This window comes from Kutzneria kofuensis (assembly GCF_014203355.1).
In the GTDB taxonomy this organism is placed as follows: domain Bacteria; phylum Actinomycetota; class Actinomycetes; order Mycobacteriales; family Pseudonocardiaceae; genus Kutzneria; species Kutzneria kofuensis.
In genome coordinates this window covers 4626186-4640673 of sequence record NZ_JACHIR010000001.1, presented here as the reverse complement: position 1 = coordinate 4640673, position 14488 = coordinate 4626186, and the positions used below count along the sequence as shown (strand labels likewise).

The window sequence follows — 14488 nt, the reverse complement described above, 5'->3', positions numbered from 1 at the left end:
CCGCCGGGTCGACACGGGGTCACGCGACCCCGGCGTAGGAGTGCAGGCCCGATGTCACCAGGTTGATGAAGAACAGGTTGAACACCATCGCGGCGAAGCCGACAACGTTGATCACCGCCGCGCGGTTGCCGCGCCAGCCCGCGGTGGCCCGCGCGTGCAGGTAGACGGCGTAGATCACCCAGGCGACGAACGCGCAGGTCTCCTTGGGGTCCCAGCCCCAGAACCGGCCCCAGGCCGACTCGGCCCAGATCGCGCCGCAGATGATCGCGAAGGTGTACAGCGGGAAGCCGACGATCGTCACCCGGTAGGCGAGCCGGTCGAGCACGTCGGCCTTGGGCAGCCGGACGGCGAAGCCCGCGAACCGGGAGTTGTCCTTCTCGTACGCCGCGCGGAACAGGTAGAGCAGGCTGGCCACGCCCGGCAGCAGCAGCAGGCCGCTGGCGATGGACACCGCCGTCACGTGGATGGCCAGCCAGTACGACTGCAGCGCCGGCTGCACCGGGGAGGCCGGCGTGTACAGCGCGGTGCCGCCGAGGAAGAGCAGCACGACGATCGGCAGCAGCACCCACACGCTGACCCGGCGCAGGTCGAACCGCTTGGCCAGGACGAGCCAGCCGATCACGGCGAACAGGCAGACCGCCGAGCCGTACTCGTACATGTTGCCCCACGGCACGCGGTCCGTGGCCAGGCCGCGGGTGATCACCGCGACGGCGTGCAGCAGAACGCCGAGCACGTTGAGTGCGAAGCCCATCCGGCCGATCCGCTCGGCGCGGGGCGAGCTCGTGACGACCAGCGGCGCGGCCGGGGCCTCGGTGCTGTCGGCGCCGCCGCCGACCGCCGCAAGCTCGCGGGCGGCCTGCCGCTTGGTCTTGGTCATGGCCTGCTCGACCAGGTAGAACACCATGGCCAGGACGTAGATCACGACCGCGGAGGCGTAGCTCCAGTCGCTGTAGCGGGCCAGCGTCTCGTTGACCGGCATCAGGTGTCCTTCCCTGTCATCGGCGCGCGCCCGGAAAGGAGTCCGGCGCTGAGCCGGGTGAACTCCTCGCCGTACCCGGCCTGGTCCGTGCGGGCCAAGCCACCGACCTCGACAACCGTACCTTCACCCGAAGGCGTGACCCGCAGCCACAGCCGGCGGCGCTTGATCGCCAGCGAGCCCATCAGGCCGACCAGCATCAGCACGGCGAACACCAGCACGAAGTCCTGGCTGGGGTCGTGCGAGACCTGCAGGCCGACGAACTCCAGCGCCTTGTCGAACTTGATCTTCGTGCCGTCGTCGAGCGTGATCTCCTGGCCCAGCTTGAGGTTCTTCATCGCCTTCTGCACCAGCCGGCCCTGGTCCACCATGGACTGGTCGATGGTGAACAGGTTGTGCGCGTAGCCGGAGTTGTTGCCCAGGTCGCCCTCGTACACCTGGACGGCGACCGCCGGGTCGTTGGCCGCCGGGTAGATCGAGGACAGCAGCGTGCCGTCGAAGACGGCGGTCGGCGCGAACAGCCCGGTGATGGCGATCTGGTGCTTGCGCAGCTGCGTCTCGTCGGTGGTGTTCGGCGGGTCGAACGTGGTGGTGCCGCTGGACAGCATCGTGGTCAGGTCGCTGGGGTTCCACTGGATGGACTTGGTGCGCTTCTGCCCGTCCGGGAAGGTGACCGTGAACTGCGGGGCGTAGCCGTGGCCGAGCAGGTAGACGCGGTCGCCCGCGGTGCGCAGCGGGTGGTTGGACCGCAGGTCGTAGGACTGCCACCGGTCCGAGTTCAGGTCCGCGCCGGACTGGTACTGGATGTCGGTGTCGAAGCTGTTGGCCTGGCCGTCGGGCAGGTAGGTGGCCTTGAAGCTGTTCACCTTGATGCAGAACGGATCCAGCTCGGTGCCGTCGACCTTCAGGCCGGGCGTGAAGCTGTCGTACGCGAACAGGCCGGAGTTGCAGAACTGGGAGCCGTCGGCGATCACCGCGACCTGGCCGGAGTAGCCGAACAGCTTGCCGAAGGCGAAGGCCACGATCAGGCCCAGCAGCGCGAAGTGGAACAGCAGGTTGCCGGTCTCGCGCAGGTAGCCGCGCTCGGCGCTGATGGTGCGGGCGCCGTCCTCCTCGTCGCGCACGACCATCCGCCAGCCCCGCAAGCGCTTGCGGGAGGCCTCGACCACGTCGTCCACCGGAATGCCCACGGTGGACGTCGCGTGGTGCGGCAGCCGGGCCAGGTTGCGCGGCGTGATCACCGGCTGCTGCCGGGCCTGCTTGGCGTACTCGAACATCCGCGGCGTCAGGCAGCCCACCAGCGAGATGAACAGCAGCACGTAGATCGCGGAGAACCAGACGCTGGCGTAGACGTCGTAGAACTGCAGCGTGTCCAGCAGCCGGCCCCACCAGCCGTGCTCCCGGATGTAGTCGGTCACCTTGGCCGCGTTCAGTTGCCGCTGCGGCAGCAGCGCCCCGGGCAGCGCGCCCAGGGCCAGCAGCGCCAGCAGGATCAGCGCCGTGCGCATCGCGGTCAGGCCGCGCCAGGTGTTGCGGAGGTACGCCAGGACGTTGGTCACAGCGGCACCGGCGCGTTCGTCACGAAGTGCTCCTGGATGATCGCGAGCAGCTGGCCCCACAGGCCGGTGACCAGCAGCGCGCCGACGACGATGAGCAGCCCGCCGCCGGTCAGCTGGACCGCGCGGACGTGCCGGCGCAGCCAGCCGGTGACCCGCACCGCCCAGCGGGCGCCCATCGCGATCAGCACGAACGGCACGCCGAGGCCGAGGCAGAAGACCAGCATGAGGAAGATGCCGCGCAGCGCGATGGAGCCGACGGGCGTGCCGGCGGTCAGCGACAGCACACCGCCCAGCGTCGGGCCGACGCACGGCGACCAGCCCAGCCCGAACACCGCGCCCAGCACCGGCGCGCCGAGCAGGCCGACCTTGGGCTTGCGGTGCAGCCGCAGGTCACGCTGCAGCGCCGGGACGAGGCCGACGAACACCAGCCCCATCAGGATCGTCACGACGCCGCCGATGCGCTGCAGCAGCTCCTGGTTGAGCAGCAACAGGTCGGTCAGCCCGAACAGGGTGACGGTGCCGATGGTGAACACCACCGTGAAGCCGAGCACGAACAGCCCGGACGCGCCGACCACCCGCCACCGGCCCGCCTTGGCCGGCTCGTCCGCGCTGACCGCGGGCGCGTCCGCGCCGACGAGGCCGGCGAGGTAAGCGAGGTAGCCGGGCACCAGCGGCAGACAGCACGGCGACGCGAAGGACACCGCGCCGGCGAGCAGGGCAACCGCCGCGGCCAGCAGGAGCGGCCCCGACGCGGCTAGCTCTGCCAGCGGGTTCACTCGTCCGAGAGTAGGTAGTGGCCCAGGTCACCGAGCAACCGGGGCAGCTCACCGCCCGTTTTTGGCAGCATGGGCCGGTTGCCCGCCGCCCGGTTTGCCGGCCGTGACCTCGGGGCATCTGATCTCTGTGAAGGCCCTGCTCGCGGTGCTGGCGCTGGCGGTGCTGCTGACCGGGCCGCCGGAGTTCGCCGGCGACGCCGGGCTGGCCGAGCACTGGCTCGGCGGCCGCGAGGTGGACGTGACCATGCGGTCGGCGGCGGTCGGCGGCGAGGTCACCACCCGGCTGCTGCTGCCGCCGGACTGGTCGCGGGACGCCACGCGCACGTGGCCGGTGCTGTACCTGCTGCACGGCTCCGGCGACGACCATGCGGCGTGGACGGACCACACCGACGTGGCCGCCCTGACCTCCACCGTCGAGGCGATCATCGTGATGCCGGACGGCGGCCGGTGCGGGAACTACTCGGACTGGTGGAACCAGGGCCGCGGCGGGGGCCCGGCCTGGGAGACGTTCCATCTGACGGAGCTGCGGCGGATCCTGGAGACCCGGTATCACGCCGGGAATCGGCGGGCGGTGGCCGGCAACTCGATGGGCGGCATGGGGGCGATGCACTACGCCGCCACGCATCCGGACCTGTTCCAGGCCGCGGCGGCCTACAGCGGGGCCGTCGACCCACTCACGTACCCGAAGGCCACGGAGTCGATGTGGCTGCTGTGCCCCGGCACCGACTGGCACAACCTGTGGGGCGATCCGACGCGGCCGAACGAGGTGGGCATGTGGCTCGCGCACTCGCCGGCCCGTGACGTGTCCGGACTGCGCGGCAAGACCCTGTTCATCTCATCCGGCGACGGCGACTCCGTGGAACAGGTGGTCCGCGCGGAGTCGAAGGTGCTGGTGGATCGGCTGCGCGACGCCGGCATCCCGGTGACCACCGAGTTCTACTCCGGCGGCCAGCACGCTTGGCCGTACTGGCAGCGGGAGCTGCGCCGGTCGCTGCCGGCGCTGCTGAACGCGATCGGCGCCGGGACAATGGCACGGTGACCGTCCAACTCCTGCCTGCCGCCCGTGCCGACGCACTGAAGTCGGCTCCGTTCACGTACGCCGAGGTCGGTGCCACCGCGGGCGAACTACCCGCCGGCTACCGCACGATCAGCCGCCGCGTGCGGCTGTCCACCGGTTTCGACGAGGCGGTGGACCGGCTGTTCGGCTGGCAGGTGCAGGAGGCGAGCGGGTTCCGCGTGCTGGCCTCCTCGGCGCGGGTCGAGTCGGGGTCGGTGGTGGAACTGCGGCTGGGGCCGATCAAGGTGCCGTGCCGGGTGGTCTACGTCGTCGACGAGCCGACCCGGCAGGGCTTCGCCTACGGGACCCTGCCCGGCCATCCCGAGCGCGGCGAGGAGGCGTTCGTGCTCGACCGCAACGACGACGGCACGGTGTCCTTCACCGTCACGGCCTTCTCCCGGCACGCCACGCTGCTGACCAAGCTCGGCGGGCCGTTCGGCCGGCTGGCGCAGAACCTCGTGACCGAGCGGTACCTGGGGGCGCTGAGGTAGCGCCCCCAGGCTGCCGTCACCCCGTGACGCTGGGGTGGCCGTTCTCCACGTGGCCGGTGTAGCGGCGCAGGAAGACCGGGTCGGCGTCGATCGTCACGCTCACGTCGTACCAGCCCTCGGTCGGCGTGAAGATGTGGTCGACGGTCTTGCCGGCGGCGACGGTGAACGTCTGCTTGCCGTTGCCGTAGTGGTTGGTGGTGACGGTGAACTTCACCGCCGCCGCGCTAGGGTTGGCCAGCGTCAGTTTGAGCTTGAAGTCGGCCGTGTAGCCGGCGACGGCGTCGATGGCGCCGGCCTTGTTCACGTCGGCGGCGAACTGCCACAGGAACCGGTTCGGGCCGTGCACGGCGACGTTGTACTTGTAGCCGTAGCTCCAGATCTTCCACGTGTCGCTGACCTGCTTGCCCGCCGGCACGTCGTACTGCCACGGGCCGTCGAGCTTGCCGTCGGCGCGGAACGCCCACAGCTGCAGCTGGCCGGTGCCGTAGTTGGCGAACGTCGTGGTCAGCGTGCCCTTGTCGGCGGAAAGCGACGTGGTCACCGCCGGCTGGTACGGCAGCGGCCGCGCCGGGCGCGTGCCCTGGTCCTGCAGCGGCGTGACCTGCTTGCCGGTGGCCGGCGGGGTCGGCTTGGGCAGCTTGGTCTGCGTGTCGTCGGCAATCTTGCGCAGCTGCGCGGTGTCCGGCAGCAGCGGGATCGTCACGTTCTTGGCGCCGAAGTCGAAGCAGCTGGTCAGGTCGCCGCAGATCGCCCGCCGCCAGTCGGTGATGTTGGGCTCGCGCACGCCGGTCCACTGCTCGAGGAAGCGGATCACCGAGGTGTGGTCGGACACCTCGGAGTTGACCCAGCCGCCGCGGCTCCACGGCGAGATCACCGTCATCGGCACGCGGGCGCCGAGGCCGATCGACTTGCCGCCGATGAACTCGCCCGGCGTGCCGGCCGGGGCCATCGGCGGCGGCACGTGGTCGAAGAAGCCGTCGTTCTCGTCGTAGTCGATCAGCACGACGGTGTTGTCCCAGAGCGTCTTGTTGGCCCACAAGGCGTTCAGCACGGTCTGGGTGTAGGCGGCGCCGTCCACCGGCCGGGCCTCGGGGTGCTCGCAGTAGCCGTAGGGGGCGACGATCCAGGACACCTTCGGCAGCGTGCCGGCGGCGCAGTCGGCGATGAACTCCGACAACACGTGGTTGACGTCCTTGCCCTTGCCGGAATCCGGCTCCCACGTCTTGAACACGCTGGCCCGCTTGGACAGCTCGCTGTCGTAGTCGTGGTGGTACTGCTCGAACAGCCACAGCGGATTGTCGCCGTAGTCGCCGACGAACGGGTGCGCCCCGTCGTCGCCGACCTCCTTGTTGGCGTACACCTTCCACGACACGCCGGCGTCCTGCAGCCGCTCCGGGTAGGTGGTCCAGCGCAGCACGCCCTTGTAGTCGGCCGGGTTGTAGTTGACCGGGCCGCCGTACTTGCCGTCGGCGTCGATGGTGCCGGTGAACAGGTAGAGCCGGTTCGGCGTGGTCGGCCCCTGCACCGAGCAGTGGTAGGCGTCGCACAGCGTGAAGGCGTCGGCCAGCGCCCGGTGGAACGGGATGTCCCGCTCGGTGAAGTAGCCCATGGTCATCTCGCCCTTGGCGGTGATCCACGAGTTGTTGGCCCCGTTGTTCATGGCCAGGTGCTGGTCGTCCCAGCCATGGCCGAGGTCGCCGAGGTCCTGCCCGTCCACTTTGGACGTGTCCACATGGAACGGCAGCAGGTGGTTGCCGTCGGTACGGGCCAGGTCGTACTGGTGAAAGATGTCCTTGCCGTTGGGCTGGATCACGGCCGTGCGGTCGCCGAAGCCGCGGACGCCGCGCATGGAGCCGTAGTAGTGGTCGAAGGAGCGGTTCTCCTGCATCAGGACGACCACGTGCTCGACGTCGCTGATCCGGCCGCGACGGCGCGGCTCGGCGAGCGCCTCGGCCATGCCGGGCGGCAGCGCGGCCAGGGCGCCGGCCGCCGCGACCGTGCCGGCGGCCGTGCCGAGGAACCGGCGGCGCGTGAGAGGGGAGTTCGAGTCGGCCATGGGCGTGCTCCATCCGTGGTGGGGCGGGACCGCACGCGAGGTTAGATGAGTGAAAGCGCGCGGAACACCCGTCATACGAACGGAAATACGCGGTGAACTCGGCCCTACTTCTCGGCGAGGAGTTGCTTCACCTTGGCCAGCAGTTCGCCCTTCTCAACCGGCAAAAGGGACACCCAGGCGACCCTGTGCTGCCGGTCCAGCACGAGCGTGGACGGGGTCGTGGTGCGGGGATAGCCCTGCAGCACGAGCAGCGACCGACCCGGCGGGTCGAAAATCGACGGATAGTCCAGTTTGGCGTTGTGGTAGAAGTCCAGCGCCGCCGACTTGTCGTCGCGCACGTCCACGCCCATCACCTGGACGCCCTGGTCCTTGGTCTCGTCGTAGACCTGCTGCAGCTGCGGGGCTTCGGTCCGGCACGGCCCGCACCAGGCGCCCCAGATGTTGATCACCACGATCTTGCCGGTGTAGTCGCTGAGCTTCACCTGCTTGCCGTCGTCGAGGAGGCTGTCGCCGGACAGCTCCTTGAGCGGCTGGCGCTGCTGGCCGGTGTAGTCGATGTGGGTCTGCCCGCCGGGCGCGGTGAACTGGAACGTGCCCTGGCCCTGGTCGACCGCGTCCTTGCCGGTGCTGCAGGCCGCGAGGCCGATGAGAAGGACGGCGGCAATGGCAGTGCGTTTCATGCGCCGGCCGCCCACGCAACGATCCCGCCGGGCGGCGGCCCCTTCTCCCCTCATGCGCCCGTCACCCTGGGGTCGGTGCTGCCGGCCGGCTCCGAGTAGCTGATCCGGATCAGCTGCTCGTCCTCGAACGTCAACGTGGTCAGCGAGGCCAGCGAGCACTGGCGCTTGCGGGGGTCGTGCCACATGCGCTTGCCCTCCAGGAACCGCCGCACGGTCCAGACCGGCAGCTGGTGCGAGACGCACACCGCCTCGTGGCCGGCGGCGGCCGCGCGGGCCCGGTGCACGGCGCCGAGCATCCGGTGCGCGATCTTCAGGTACGGCTCGCCCCAGGACGGCTCGAACGGGTTCCACAGCTTGGGCCAGTGCTGCGGCGACCGCAGCGCACCGTCGCCGACGGCCACCCTCAGGCCCTCGAACTTGTTGTCCGCCTCGATCAGCCGGTCGTCGGTGGCCAGCTCAAGGCGGTGCGAGTCGACGATCGGGCGGGCGGTCTGCTGCGCCCGCTCCAGCGGCGACGCGACCACGTGCACGATGTCCCGGTCGGCCAGGTGCTCGGCGACCCGCAGCGCCTGCTTCTCGCCCTGCGCGGACAACCGGAAGCCGGGCAGCCGGCCGTACAGGATGCCGGTCGGGTTGTGCACCTCGCCGTGGCGCATGAGGTGCACGAGGGTTCGGGTCACAGTCCCACCTCGCTGGCGCTCGGCGGGTCTGCGACCCAGGCCGCTGTGCTGAATGGTGCCCTCACAAGCTCGGTCACTGACCGTCCTCCTTGGCCGCGGCGGCGGCCGCCGCGGCGTGCGGCAGCGCCTGCTCGATGACCTCGAACGCGGCGTCGTCCATGGCGGCGTTGACGAACCACGCCTCGAACGCGCTCGGCGGCGGGTAGACGCCGCGCTCCAGCAGGGCGTGGAAGAACGGCGGGAAGCGCCAGGTCTGCGCGGCCTGCGCGCCGGCGTAGTCGCGCACCGGCTGGTCGGTGAAGAAGACGCTGACCAGGTTGCCGGCGTACTGCACCTGGTGCGCGACGCCCTCGGCGGTCAGCGCGTCGGTGAACAGCTCGCCCAGCAGCCGGGCGTTGCGGTCCAGCTTGCGGTACACCTCGTCGTCGGCCAGCCGCAGCTGGGTCAGGCCGGCGGCCACCGCCACCGGGTTCCCGGACAGCGTGCCGGCCTGGTAGACGGGGCCGCTCGGGGCCAGCTTGGCCATCACGTCGGCGCGGCCGCCGAACGCCGCCGCCGGCAGGCCGCCGGACATCACCTTGCCGAACGTGTACAGGTCGCCGGGCACGTGCTCCAGGCCGTACCAACCGGCCTTGGAGACGCGGAAGCCGGTCATCACCTCGTCGATGATCAGCAGCGCCCCGTCGGCGTGGCAGGCCTCGCGCAGCGCGGCGTTGAAGCCGGGATCCGGCGCCACCGCGCCCATGTTGCCGGCCGCCGCCTCCGTGATGATGGCGGCGATCTCGCCCGGGTTCGCCTCGAACGCCGCCTTCACCGCGGCCAAGTCGTTGTACGGCAGCACGATCGTGTCGGCCGCCTGCGCGCCGGTGACGCCCGGCGTCGTCGGCAGGCCCAGCGTCGCCACGCCCGAGCCGGCCTGCGCCAGCAGCGCGTCCACGTGACCGTGATAGCAGCCCGCGAACTTGACGATCTTGCGCCGGCCGGTGAAGCCCCGGGCCAGCCGGATCGCGCTCATCGTCGCCTCGGTGCCCGAGTTGACCAGGCGCACCTGCTCAACCGGCTCGACGCGGGCGATCAGCTCCTCGGCCAGCAGCACCTCGCCCTCGGTCGGCGTGCCGAACGACAGGCCGCTGGTCGCCGCCTGCTGCACCGCCGCCACGACCTCCGGGTGCGCATGGCCCAGGATCATCGGCCCCCACGAGCTGACCAGGTCGACGTAGCGGTTGCCGTCGGCGTCCCACAGGTGCGGGCCCTCGCCGCGGACCATGAATCGAGGCGTGCCGCCGACCGAGTGGAACGCCCGCACCGGCGAGTTGACCCCGCCCGGCGTGGCCTTTGCCGCCCGGTCGAACAGCGCACGTGAGGTGTCAACGGTGGTCGCCTGCTCGATCGTCACACCCCCCAGTCTTACAGGTGACGCCGCGTGGCTGGCGTCACCGTGCCTGTGCGCCGCGTACCGCGGCGAGCGGTTCGCCTCACACCTCTTGCGGCAACACGACCCGGAAGGTCGCCCCGTCACCGGGGGCGGTGTCCAGCTCGACCCGCCCGCCGTGGGCGGCCACCAGCGCGGCGACGATGGCCAGGCCGAGGCCGGTCCCGCCGTTCTCGCGGCTGCGCACGGCGTCGGCCCGGTAGAACCGCTCGAAGATCCGTTCACTCTGCTCGCCGGTGAGCCCCGGCCCCTGGTCGGACACCTCGACCACGGCCACCGGCCGGCCCTCCTCGTCCCGCCGGGAGAGCCGGACGTCGACGGGAGTGCCGGCGGGCGTGTGCGTGATGGCGTTGTTGACCAGGTTGCTGAGCACCTGCCGCAGCCGGGCCTCGTCGCCGAGCACGGTCAGGGCGCTGCCGTCCTCCTCGTCGGGATCCATGGTCACGTTCAGGTGCAGCCCGATCTTCCGGTCGGGATCGAGCACCCGGGCGTCGTGCACGGCGTCCACGGCGATCACGGTCAGGTCGACCACCCGCTGCTCCAGTGGGCGCTGCTGGTCGAGCCGGGCCAGCAGTAAAAGGTCCTCGACGAGCAGGCCCATCCGGGCCGCCTGGTCCTCGATCCGGCCCAGCACCTCGGACACCTCGGCGGGCGAGGTGACCGCCCCCTGCCGGTACAGCTCGGCATAGCCGCGGATGGAGGTCAGCGGGGTTCGCAGCTCGTGCGAGGCGTCGGCGACGAACTGCCGCATCCGGTTCTCCGAGCGGCGGGCGGCCTCCTCCGACTTCTGCCGCGCGGTGAAGGCCTCCTCGATCCGGCCCAGCATCACGTTCAGCGAGTTGGCCAGCCGGCCGACCTCGCTGCCCGGCCGCCGCACCGGCACCCGCCGGGACAGCTCGCCGGTGGCGATGACGTCGGCGGTCTGCTCGACCTCCTCCAGCGGCCGCATGCTGCTGCGCACCAGCGCGTAGCCGAGCCCGGCCACCAGCACCAGCGCGCCGAGGCAGATCAGCAGCGACCGGATCCGCATGTCGGTCACGGCGGCGTCCAGGTCCCGCTGGTCGGTGGCGGCCACGATCTCGACGTTGCCCTGCCGCGCCACCTGCACCCGCCAGCGCGGCCCGTCGCCGTCCTGCGACGGCAGCGTCACCGCCGAGCCGTCGGCCAGCTGGCCCATCGCCGGCAGCTGCGGCCGGTGCTCGCCGTCGTCGGACGGCGTGGTGAGCTCCTGGCTGCCGGACGGGGTGCGCAGCACGACCAGGCTCCGGCCGGGCAGCCGGAACCCGGGCCGCCCGAAGCGCGGCGGCCGGGGCCGGTCGAGATTGCCGTCCTGCATCTGCCGCGCGGTGGACACCACCATGGTGTGCAACCGGTTGTCCATCTGGCCGAACAGGTAGTTCTCCAGCACCTTGGACGTGATGAACCAGGCCCCGAACAGCGCCACCGCGACCAGGACGACCAGGCCCGAGACCAGGTGCACCCGCAACGGCATGCGACCGAACCAGTCCCGGACCCACCCGACCACGCGTTTCACGACGTGGACTGCCTCAGCACGTAGCCGACGCCGCGGACGGTGTGGATCAGCCGCGGCTCCACGTCGTCCACCTTGCGCCGCAGGTAGGAGATGTACGACTCGACCACGCCGGCCTCGCCGTTGAAGTCGTAGTGCCACACCTGGTCCAGGATCTGCGCCTTGGACAGCACCCGGCCGGCGTTGCGCAGCAGGAAGTGCAGCAGCTTGAACTCGGTCGGCGACAGCTGCACCAGCCGCCCGGCCCGGCGCACCTCGTGGCTGTCCACCTCCAGCTCCAGGTCGGCGTAGCGGAGCCGGTTGTCCGGCGGCTCCGGCTGCGCCTTGGTCCGCCGGAGCACCGCGTTCACCCGGGCGATGACCTCCTCCAGGCTGAACGGCTTGGTGACGTAGTCGTCGCCGCCGATGGTCAGCCCGGTGATCTTGTCCTCGGCCCCGTCCCGGGCGGTCAGGAACAGCACCGGCACGCCCAGCCCGCCGGAGCGCAGCCGGCGCACCACCTCGAAGCCGTCCCGGTCCGGCAGCATCACGTCGAGCAGGATCAGGTCGGGCCGCTCCCGCTCGACGTTACGTAGCGCGTCGGTGCCGGTCGACGCGGTGTCCACCTCGAAGCCGGCGAACCGGAGGCTGGCGGCGAGCAGCTCCCGGATGCTCGGTTCGTCCTCGACGACGAGCAGCCGGCTGCGCTTGCTTGGCTCGGGCATAGGGACATACTGCTCCACGCCGCGGACGACCGTGTCGGCCGTCACCTTCCGCCCCGGCCTCCCGTCGCCGCGCCGCCGCCCGCACCCCCGGCTCCACCTGGGCGGAAGCCTGCGCCGCCGCCCGTCAAGCCGCGGGCGCCGGTGGTCGACGACGGCAGCGGCTGGCTCAGGTCGGCCAGCACGACCTCGTCGCCGGCGTCGAGGCCGCCGGTGACCTGGGTGACGGTCGCGCCGACCACGCCGAGGGTGACCCGCTTGCTGGCCGGCTTGCCGTCGACCAGCGCCGTCACGAAGCTCGTCGCGCCGAGGGTGTGCACCGCCGAGGTCGGCACGGTGACGGCCGCCTGCGCGGTGCCGAGGGTGATCGCCACGGCCGCGGTGGAGCCGGCGAACAGGCCGGGGCCGCCGTTGTCCAGCGAGATCGTCACCGGGAAGCTGGCCGAGCCGCCGGAGGTGGTGCTGGCCAGCGCGCCGACGGCGACGACCTTGCCGGTCAGCGGCTTGCCCGAGCCGTCGGGGGTGATCGTCGCCGGCTGGCCCGGCTTGACCTGGCCGACCTGGTTGTCGTTGACGGCGGTGGTGACCTGGTTGCCGCCCGGGCCGACGATCACGATCTTCGCGGTGGCCGAGTTGGCCGACGCGTTCTGGCCGGCGGCCAGGTCGACCTGCGCCACGGTGCCGTCGATCGGGCTGACCAGGCTGGCCGCGGCCAGGTTCTGCTGGTTGGCGGCCAGCTGCGCGTTGGCCGCGTCCACGGACGCCTGGTCGGCGGCGATCTGGTCGGCCGACGGCGGCGTCGAGGACCCGCCACGAGAACCGCCTTGGTTGCCGCCGGTGCTACCGGAGGGCGTCTTCGCCGCGGACGACCCGGACTGCTGCACGGCGGTCGCCGCCTGCCCCAGCGCGGTCGACAGCGACGCCTCGGCCGTGCTCAGCGCCTTCTCGTCGGCGGCGGTCTTCGCCTGTGCGTCCTGGACCTGCTGCAGCAGGTCCGTGCAGGTGGTGACGTCGACCGGCGGGGCCGGCGGCGCGCTGGTCGTCGTCGGCGTCGGATCCGTGCTGGTCGGCGGCGTGCCAGTGATGGTGGGTGGGTTGCCCGTGCCGAGCTGCTTGATGACGTCCGGGCACGTCGCCTGCGCCTGCTTCAGCGCGGCGCCGGCGAGTTGCAGGTCGGCGTCCACCTTCTGCTGCGCCCCGCGGACCGCGTTCTGGCCGGCGGAGATCGACTTCAACAGCTGGGTGAGCTTCGACGACGAGCCGCCGCCCGAGGACGACGACGGCGTCGACGACTGCGCCGCCGTGGTCTGGCTGTTCTGGTCGGACGCCAGCTTCGCCTGCGCATTGGCCAGAGTGGACTGGGCGGAGCTGACCTGGCCCTGCAGCGTCGTGGTGTTCAGCTGCGCCAGCGCCTGCCCGGATGTCACCTGGTCGCCCTGCTTGACGCTCACGGACGCCACCTGCCCGGAGACCGGGAAGCTGACCGTCGCCTGGGACACCGGCTGCACGGTGCCCATGCCGTTGAGCACGGACGTCACCCGGGCCGGGCCGGCGGTGGTCGTCCGATACGAGGGATCGTCGCTTCTCGTCGCGGCGAACGCCGCTGCCCCGCCGCCGAGCAGGACCAGCACCACGATGCCGATCACCACTCGGGAACGACGGAATCCCCGTCTGCGGGCATCTTTCTTGTACTCAGCCATTACCGCCGCCACCGTTGCCACCGCCGTTGCCCCGGCCGCCGCCGAAGCCGCCACGACCGCCGCGGAAGCCGCCGGTGCAGCCGTTCGGGCCGGCCTTGCTGACGGCGATCGACGTCGCCGCCACGGCGCCGGTGTCGTCCGACTTGCCTTGCGCCGCAACGCATGCGCCGACGACCAGCACGCTCGGATCGGCGCTGACGGTCTTGGTGTACGTCGTCGCCGACGTGACGTTGACCGTCGTGTCGGTGGCGTTGCCACCGAAGGTCGAGTGCACGGTGAAACCGTTGGCGGACACGGCCGTCACGGCGCCGAAGGCGCGCGGGCCGCCGGCCGGGTTGTTGCCGGTGCTGGGCCGGGGACCGCCGCTGGGCCGCGGTCGGTTCGAGCCCGACGGGCGCGGCGAGTTCGACCCGGACGGCCGCTGGCCGCCGTTGCCGAAGCTGCAGCCGTTCGCGCCGGCCTGGGTGATCGTCACGGCGGTGGCGCTGACCGGCTGGCCCTGGCCGGTGGACGTGCCGACGACGCTCACGCACGCGCCGGCGGTGACGTCGGCCAGCGTGCCGGACACCGAGTTGGTGATCTTGGTGGAACCGTCGTAGCTGACGGCGGTCTGGCCGCTCTGCGGGTTCTGCACCTGGATCGTCTGGCCGGACACCGCGGCGATGCTGCCGAACACCCCGGGCGGCGCGCCGCCGCCGGTGCGGCCGCCGCCGGGGGCCGGCCTGGTGCCGCCGCCGTTGTCGGCCGCGGGCGCGGGCGAGCCGCCGCACGCGGCCAGCGTGAACGCCAGTGCGCCGGCGACGAGGCCGAAGGCGGCTTTGCGGATCTGCACGGACATCGTTGGGCTCC

At 71.5% G+C, this 14488-nt stretch carries 13 protein-coding genes; 2 read left to right on the top strand and 11 right to left on the bottom strand.

All coding sequences use genetic code 11. The annotated features are described in order from the left end of the window. Positions 1 to 19: 19 nt before the first annotated feature. From ccsB to BJ998_RS21485, 3 genes are read right to left on the bottom strand one after another with little or no spacing between them, the layout of a single operon-like run. Positions 20 to 979 (bottom strand): c-type cytochrome biogenesis protein CcsB, encoded by a 960-nt coding sequence (gene ccsB / locus BJ998_RS21495; RefSeq protein ID WP_184864262.1) that lies wholly within the window; start codon positions 977 to 979, stop codon positions 20 to 22. After that, positions 979 to 2535, bottom strand: a complete 1557-nt coding sequence (gene resB / locus BJ998_RS21490) for a cytochrome c biogenesis protein ResB (RefSeq protein WP_376775888.1) — start codon at positions 2533 to 2535, stop codon at positions 979 to 981. The genes ccsB and resB overlap by 1 nt, the downstream gene beginning before the upstream one ends. Next, a complete protein-coding gene (locus BJ998_RS21485; protein WP_184864260.1) occupies positions 2532 to 3311 on the bottom strand; it encodes a cytochrome c biogenesis CcdA family protein in 780 nt (259 codons plus the stop codon). Before BJ998_RS21485 ends, resB begins: the two co-directional genes overlap by 4 nt. Before the next feature lie 127 nt (positions 3312 to 3438). On the opposite strand from BJ998_RS21485, the gene BJ998_RS21480 reads away from it, so the two are divergent. Then, positions 3439 to 4350 (top strand): alpha/beta hydrolase, encoded by a 912-nt coding sequence (locus tag BJ998_RS21480; protein WP_184864258.1) that lies wholly within the window; start codon positions 3439 to 3441, stop codon positions 4348 to 4350. Continuing rightward, the gene (locus BJ998_RS21475; protein WP_312890261.1) at positions 4347 to 4859 is read left to right on the top strand and encodes a DUF1990 domain-containing protein; all 513 of its coding nucleotides are present in this window, start codon (positions 4347 to 4349) and stop codon (positions 4857 to 4859) included. Before BJ998_RS21480 ends, BJ998_RS21475 begins: the two co-directional genes overlap by 4 nt. 16 nt (positions 4860 to 4875) lie before the next feature. Here BJ998_RS21475 and BJ998_RS21470 read toward each other — a convergent pair whose 3' ends face one another. The 8 genes from BJ998_RS21470 to BJ998_RS21435 form a co-directional block, all read right to left on the bottom strand. Beyond that, a complete protein-coding gene (locus BJ998_RS21470; protein ID WP_184864256.1) occupies positions 4876 to 6915 on the bottom strand; it encodes a phosphocholine-specific phospholipase C in 2040 nt (679 codons plus the stop codon). A 104-nt stretch (positions 6916 to 7019) separates the two neighbouring features. Continuing rightward, entirely contained in the window at positions 7020 to 7595 is a 576-nt protein-coding gene (locus tag BJ998_RS21465; RefSeq protein WP_184864254.1) for a TlpA family protein disulfide reductase, read from the bottom strand. Positions 7596 to 7645: 50 nt separating this feature from the next. Then, a complete protein-coding gene (locus tag BJ998_RS21460; protein ID WP_184868843.1) occupies positions 7646 to 8251 on the bottom strand; it encodes a histidine phosphatase family protein in 606 nt (201 codons plus the stop codon). Positions 8252 to 8348: 97 nt separating this feature from the next. Next, a complete protein-coding gene (gene hemL / locus BJ998_RS21455; RefSeq protein ID WP_376775887.1) occupies positions 8349 to 9671 on the bottom strand; it encodes a glutamate-1-semialdehyde 2,1-aminomutase in 1323 nt (440 codons plus the stop codon). A 79-nt stretch (positions 9672 to 9750) separates the two neighbouring features. Further along, complete coding sequence (locus BJ998_RS47615; protein ID WP_221338086.1) at positions 9751 to 11241, bottom strand: sensor histidine kinase; 1491 nt, start codon at positions 11239 to 11241, stop codon at positions 9751 to 9753. Further along, positions 11238 to 11942, bottom strand: coding sequence for a response regulator transcription factor (locus BJ998_RS21445; protein WP_184864252.1), 705 nt, complete (start codon positions 11940 to 11942; stop codon positions 11238 to 11240). The genes BJ998_RS47615 and BJ998_RS21445 overlap by 4 nt, the downstream gene beginning before the upstream one ends. Before the next feature lie 41 nt (positions 11943 to 11983). Further along, the gene (locus BJ998_RS21440) at positions 11984 to 13588 is read right to left on the bottom strand and encodes an efflux RND transporter periplasmic adaptor subunit (RefSeq protein WP_184864250.1); all 1605 of its coding nucleotides are present in this window, start codon (positions 13586 to 13588) and stop codon (positions 11984 to 11986) included. 43 nt (positions 13589 to 13631) lie between these two features. After that, positions 13632 to 14477 (bottom strand): DUF5666 domain-containing protein, encoded by an 846-nt coding sequence (locus BJ998_RS21435; protein WP_184864248.1) that lies wholly within the window; start codon positions 14475 to 14477, stop codon positions 13632 to 13634. Positions 14478 to 14488: the final 11 nt, after the last annotated feature.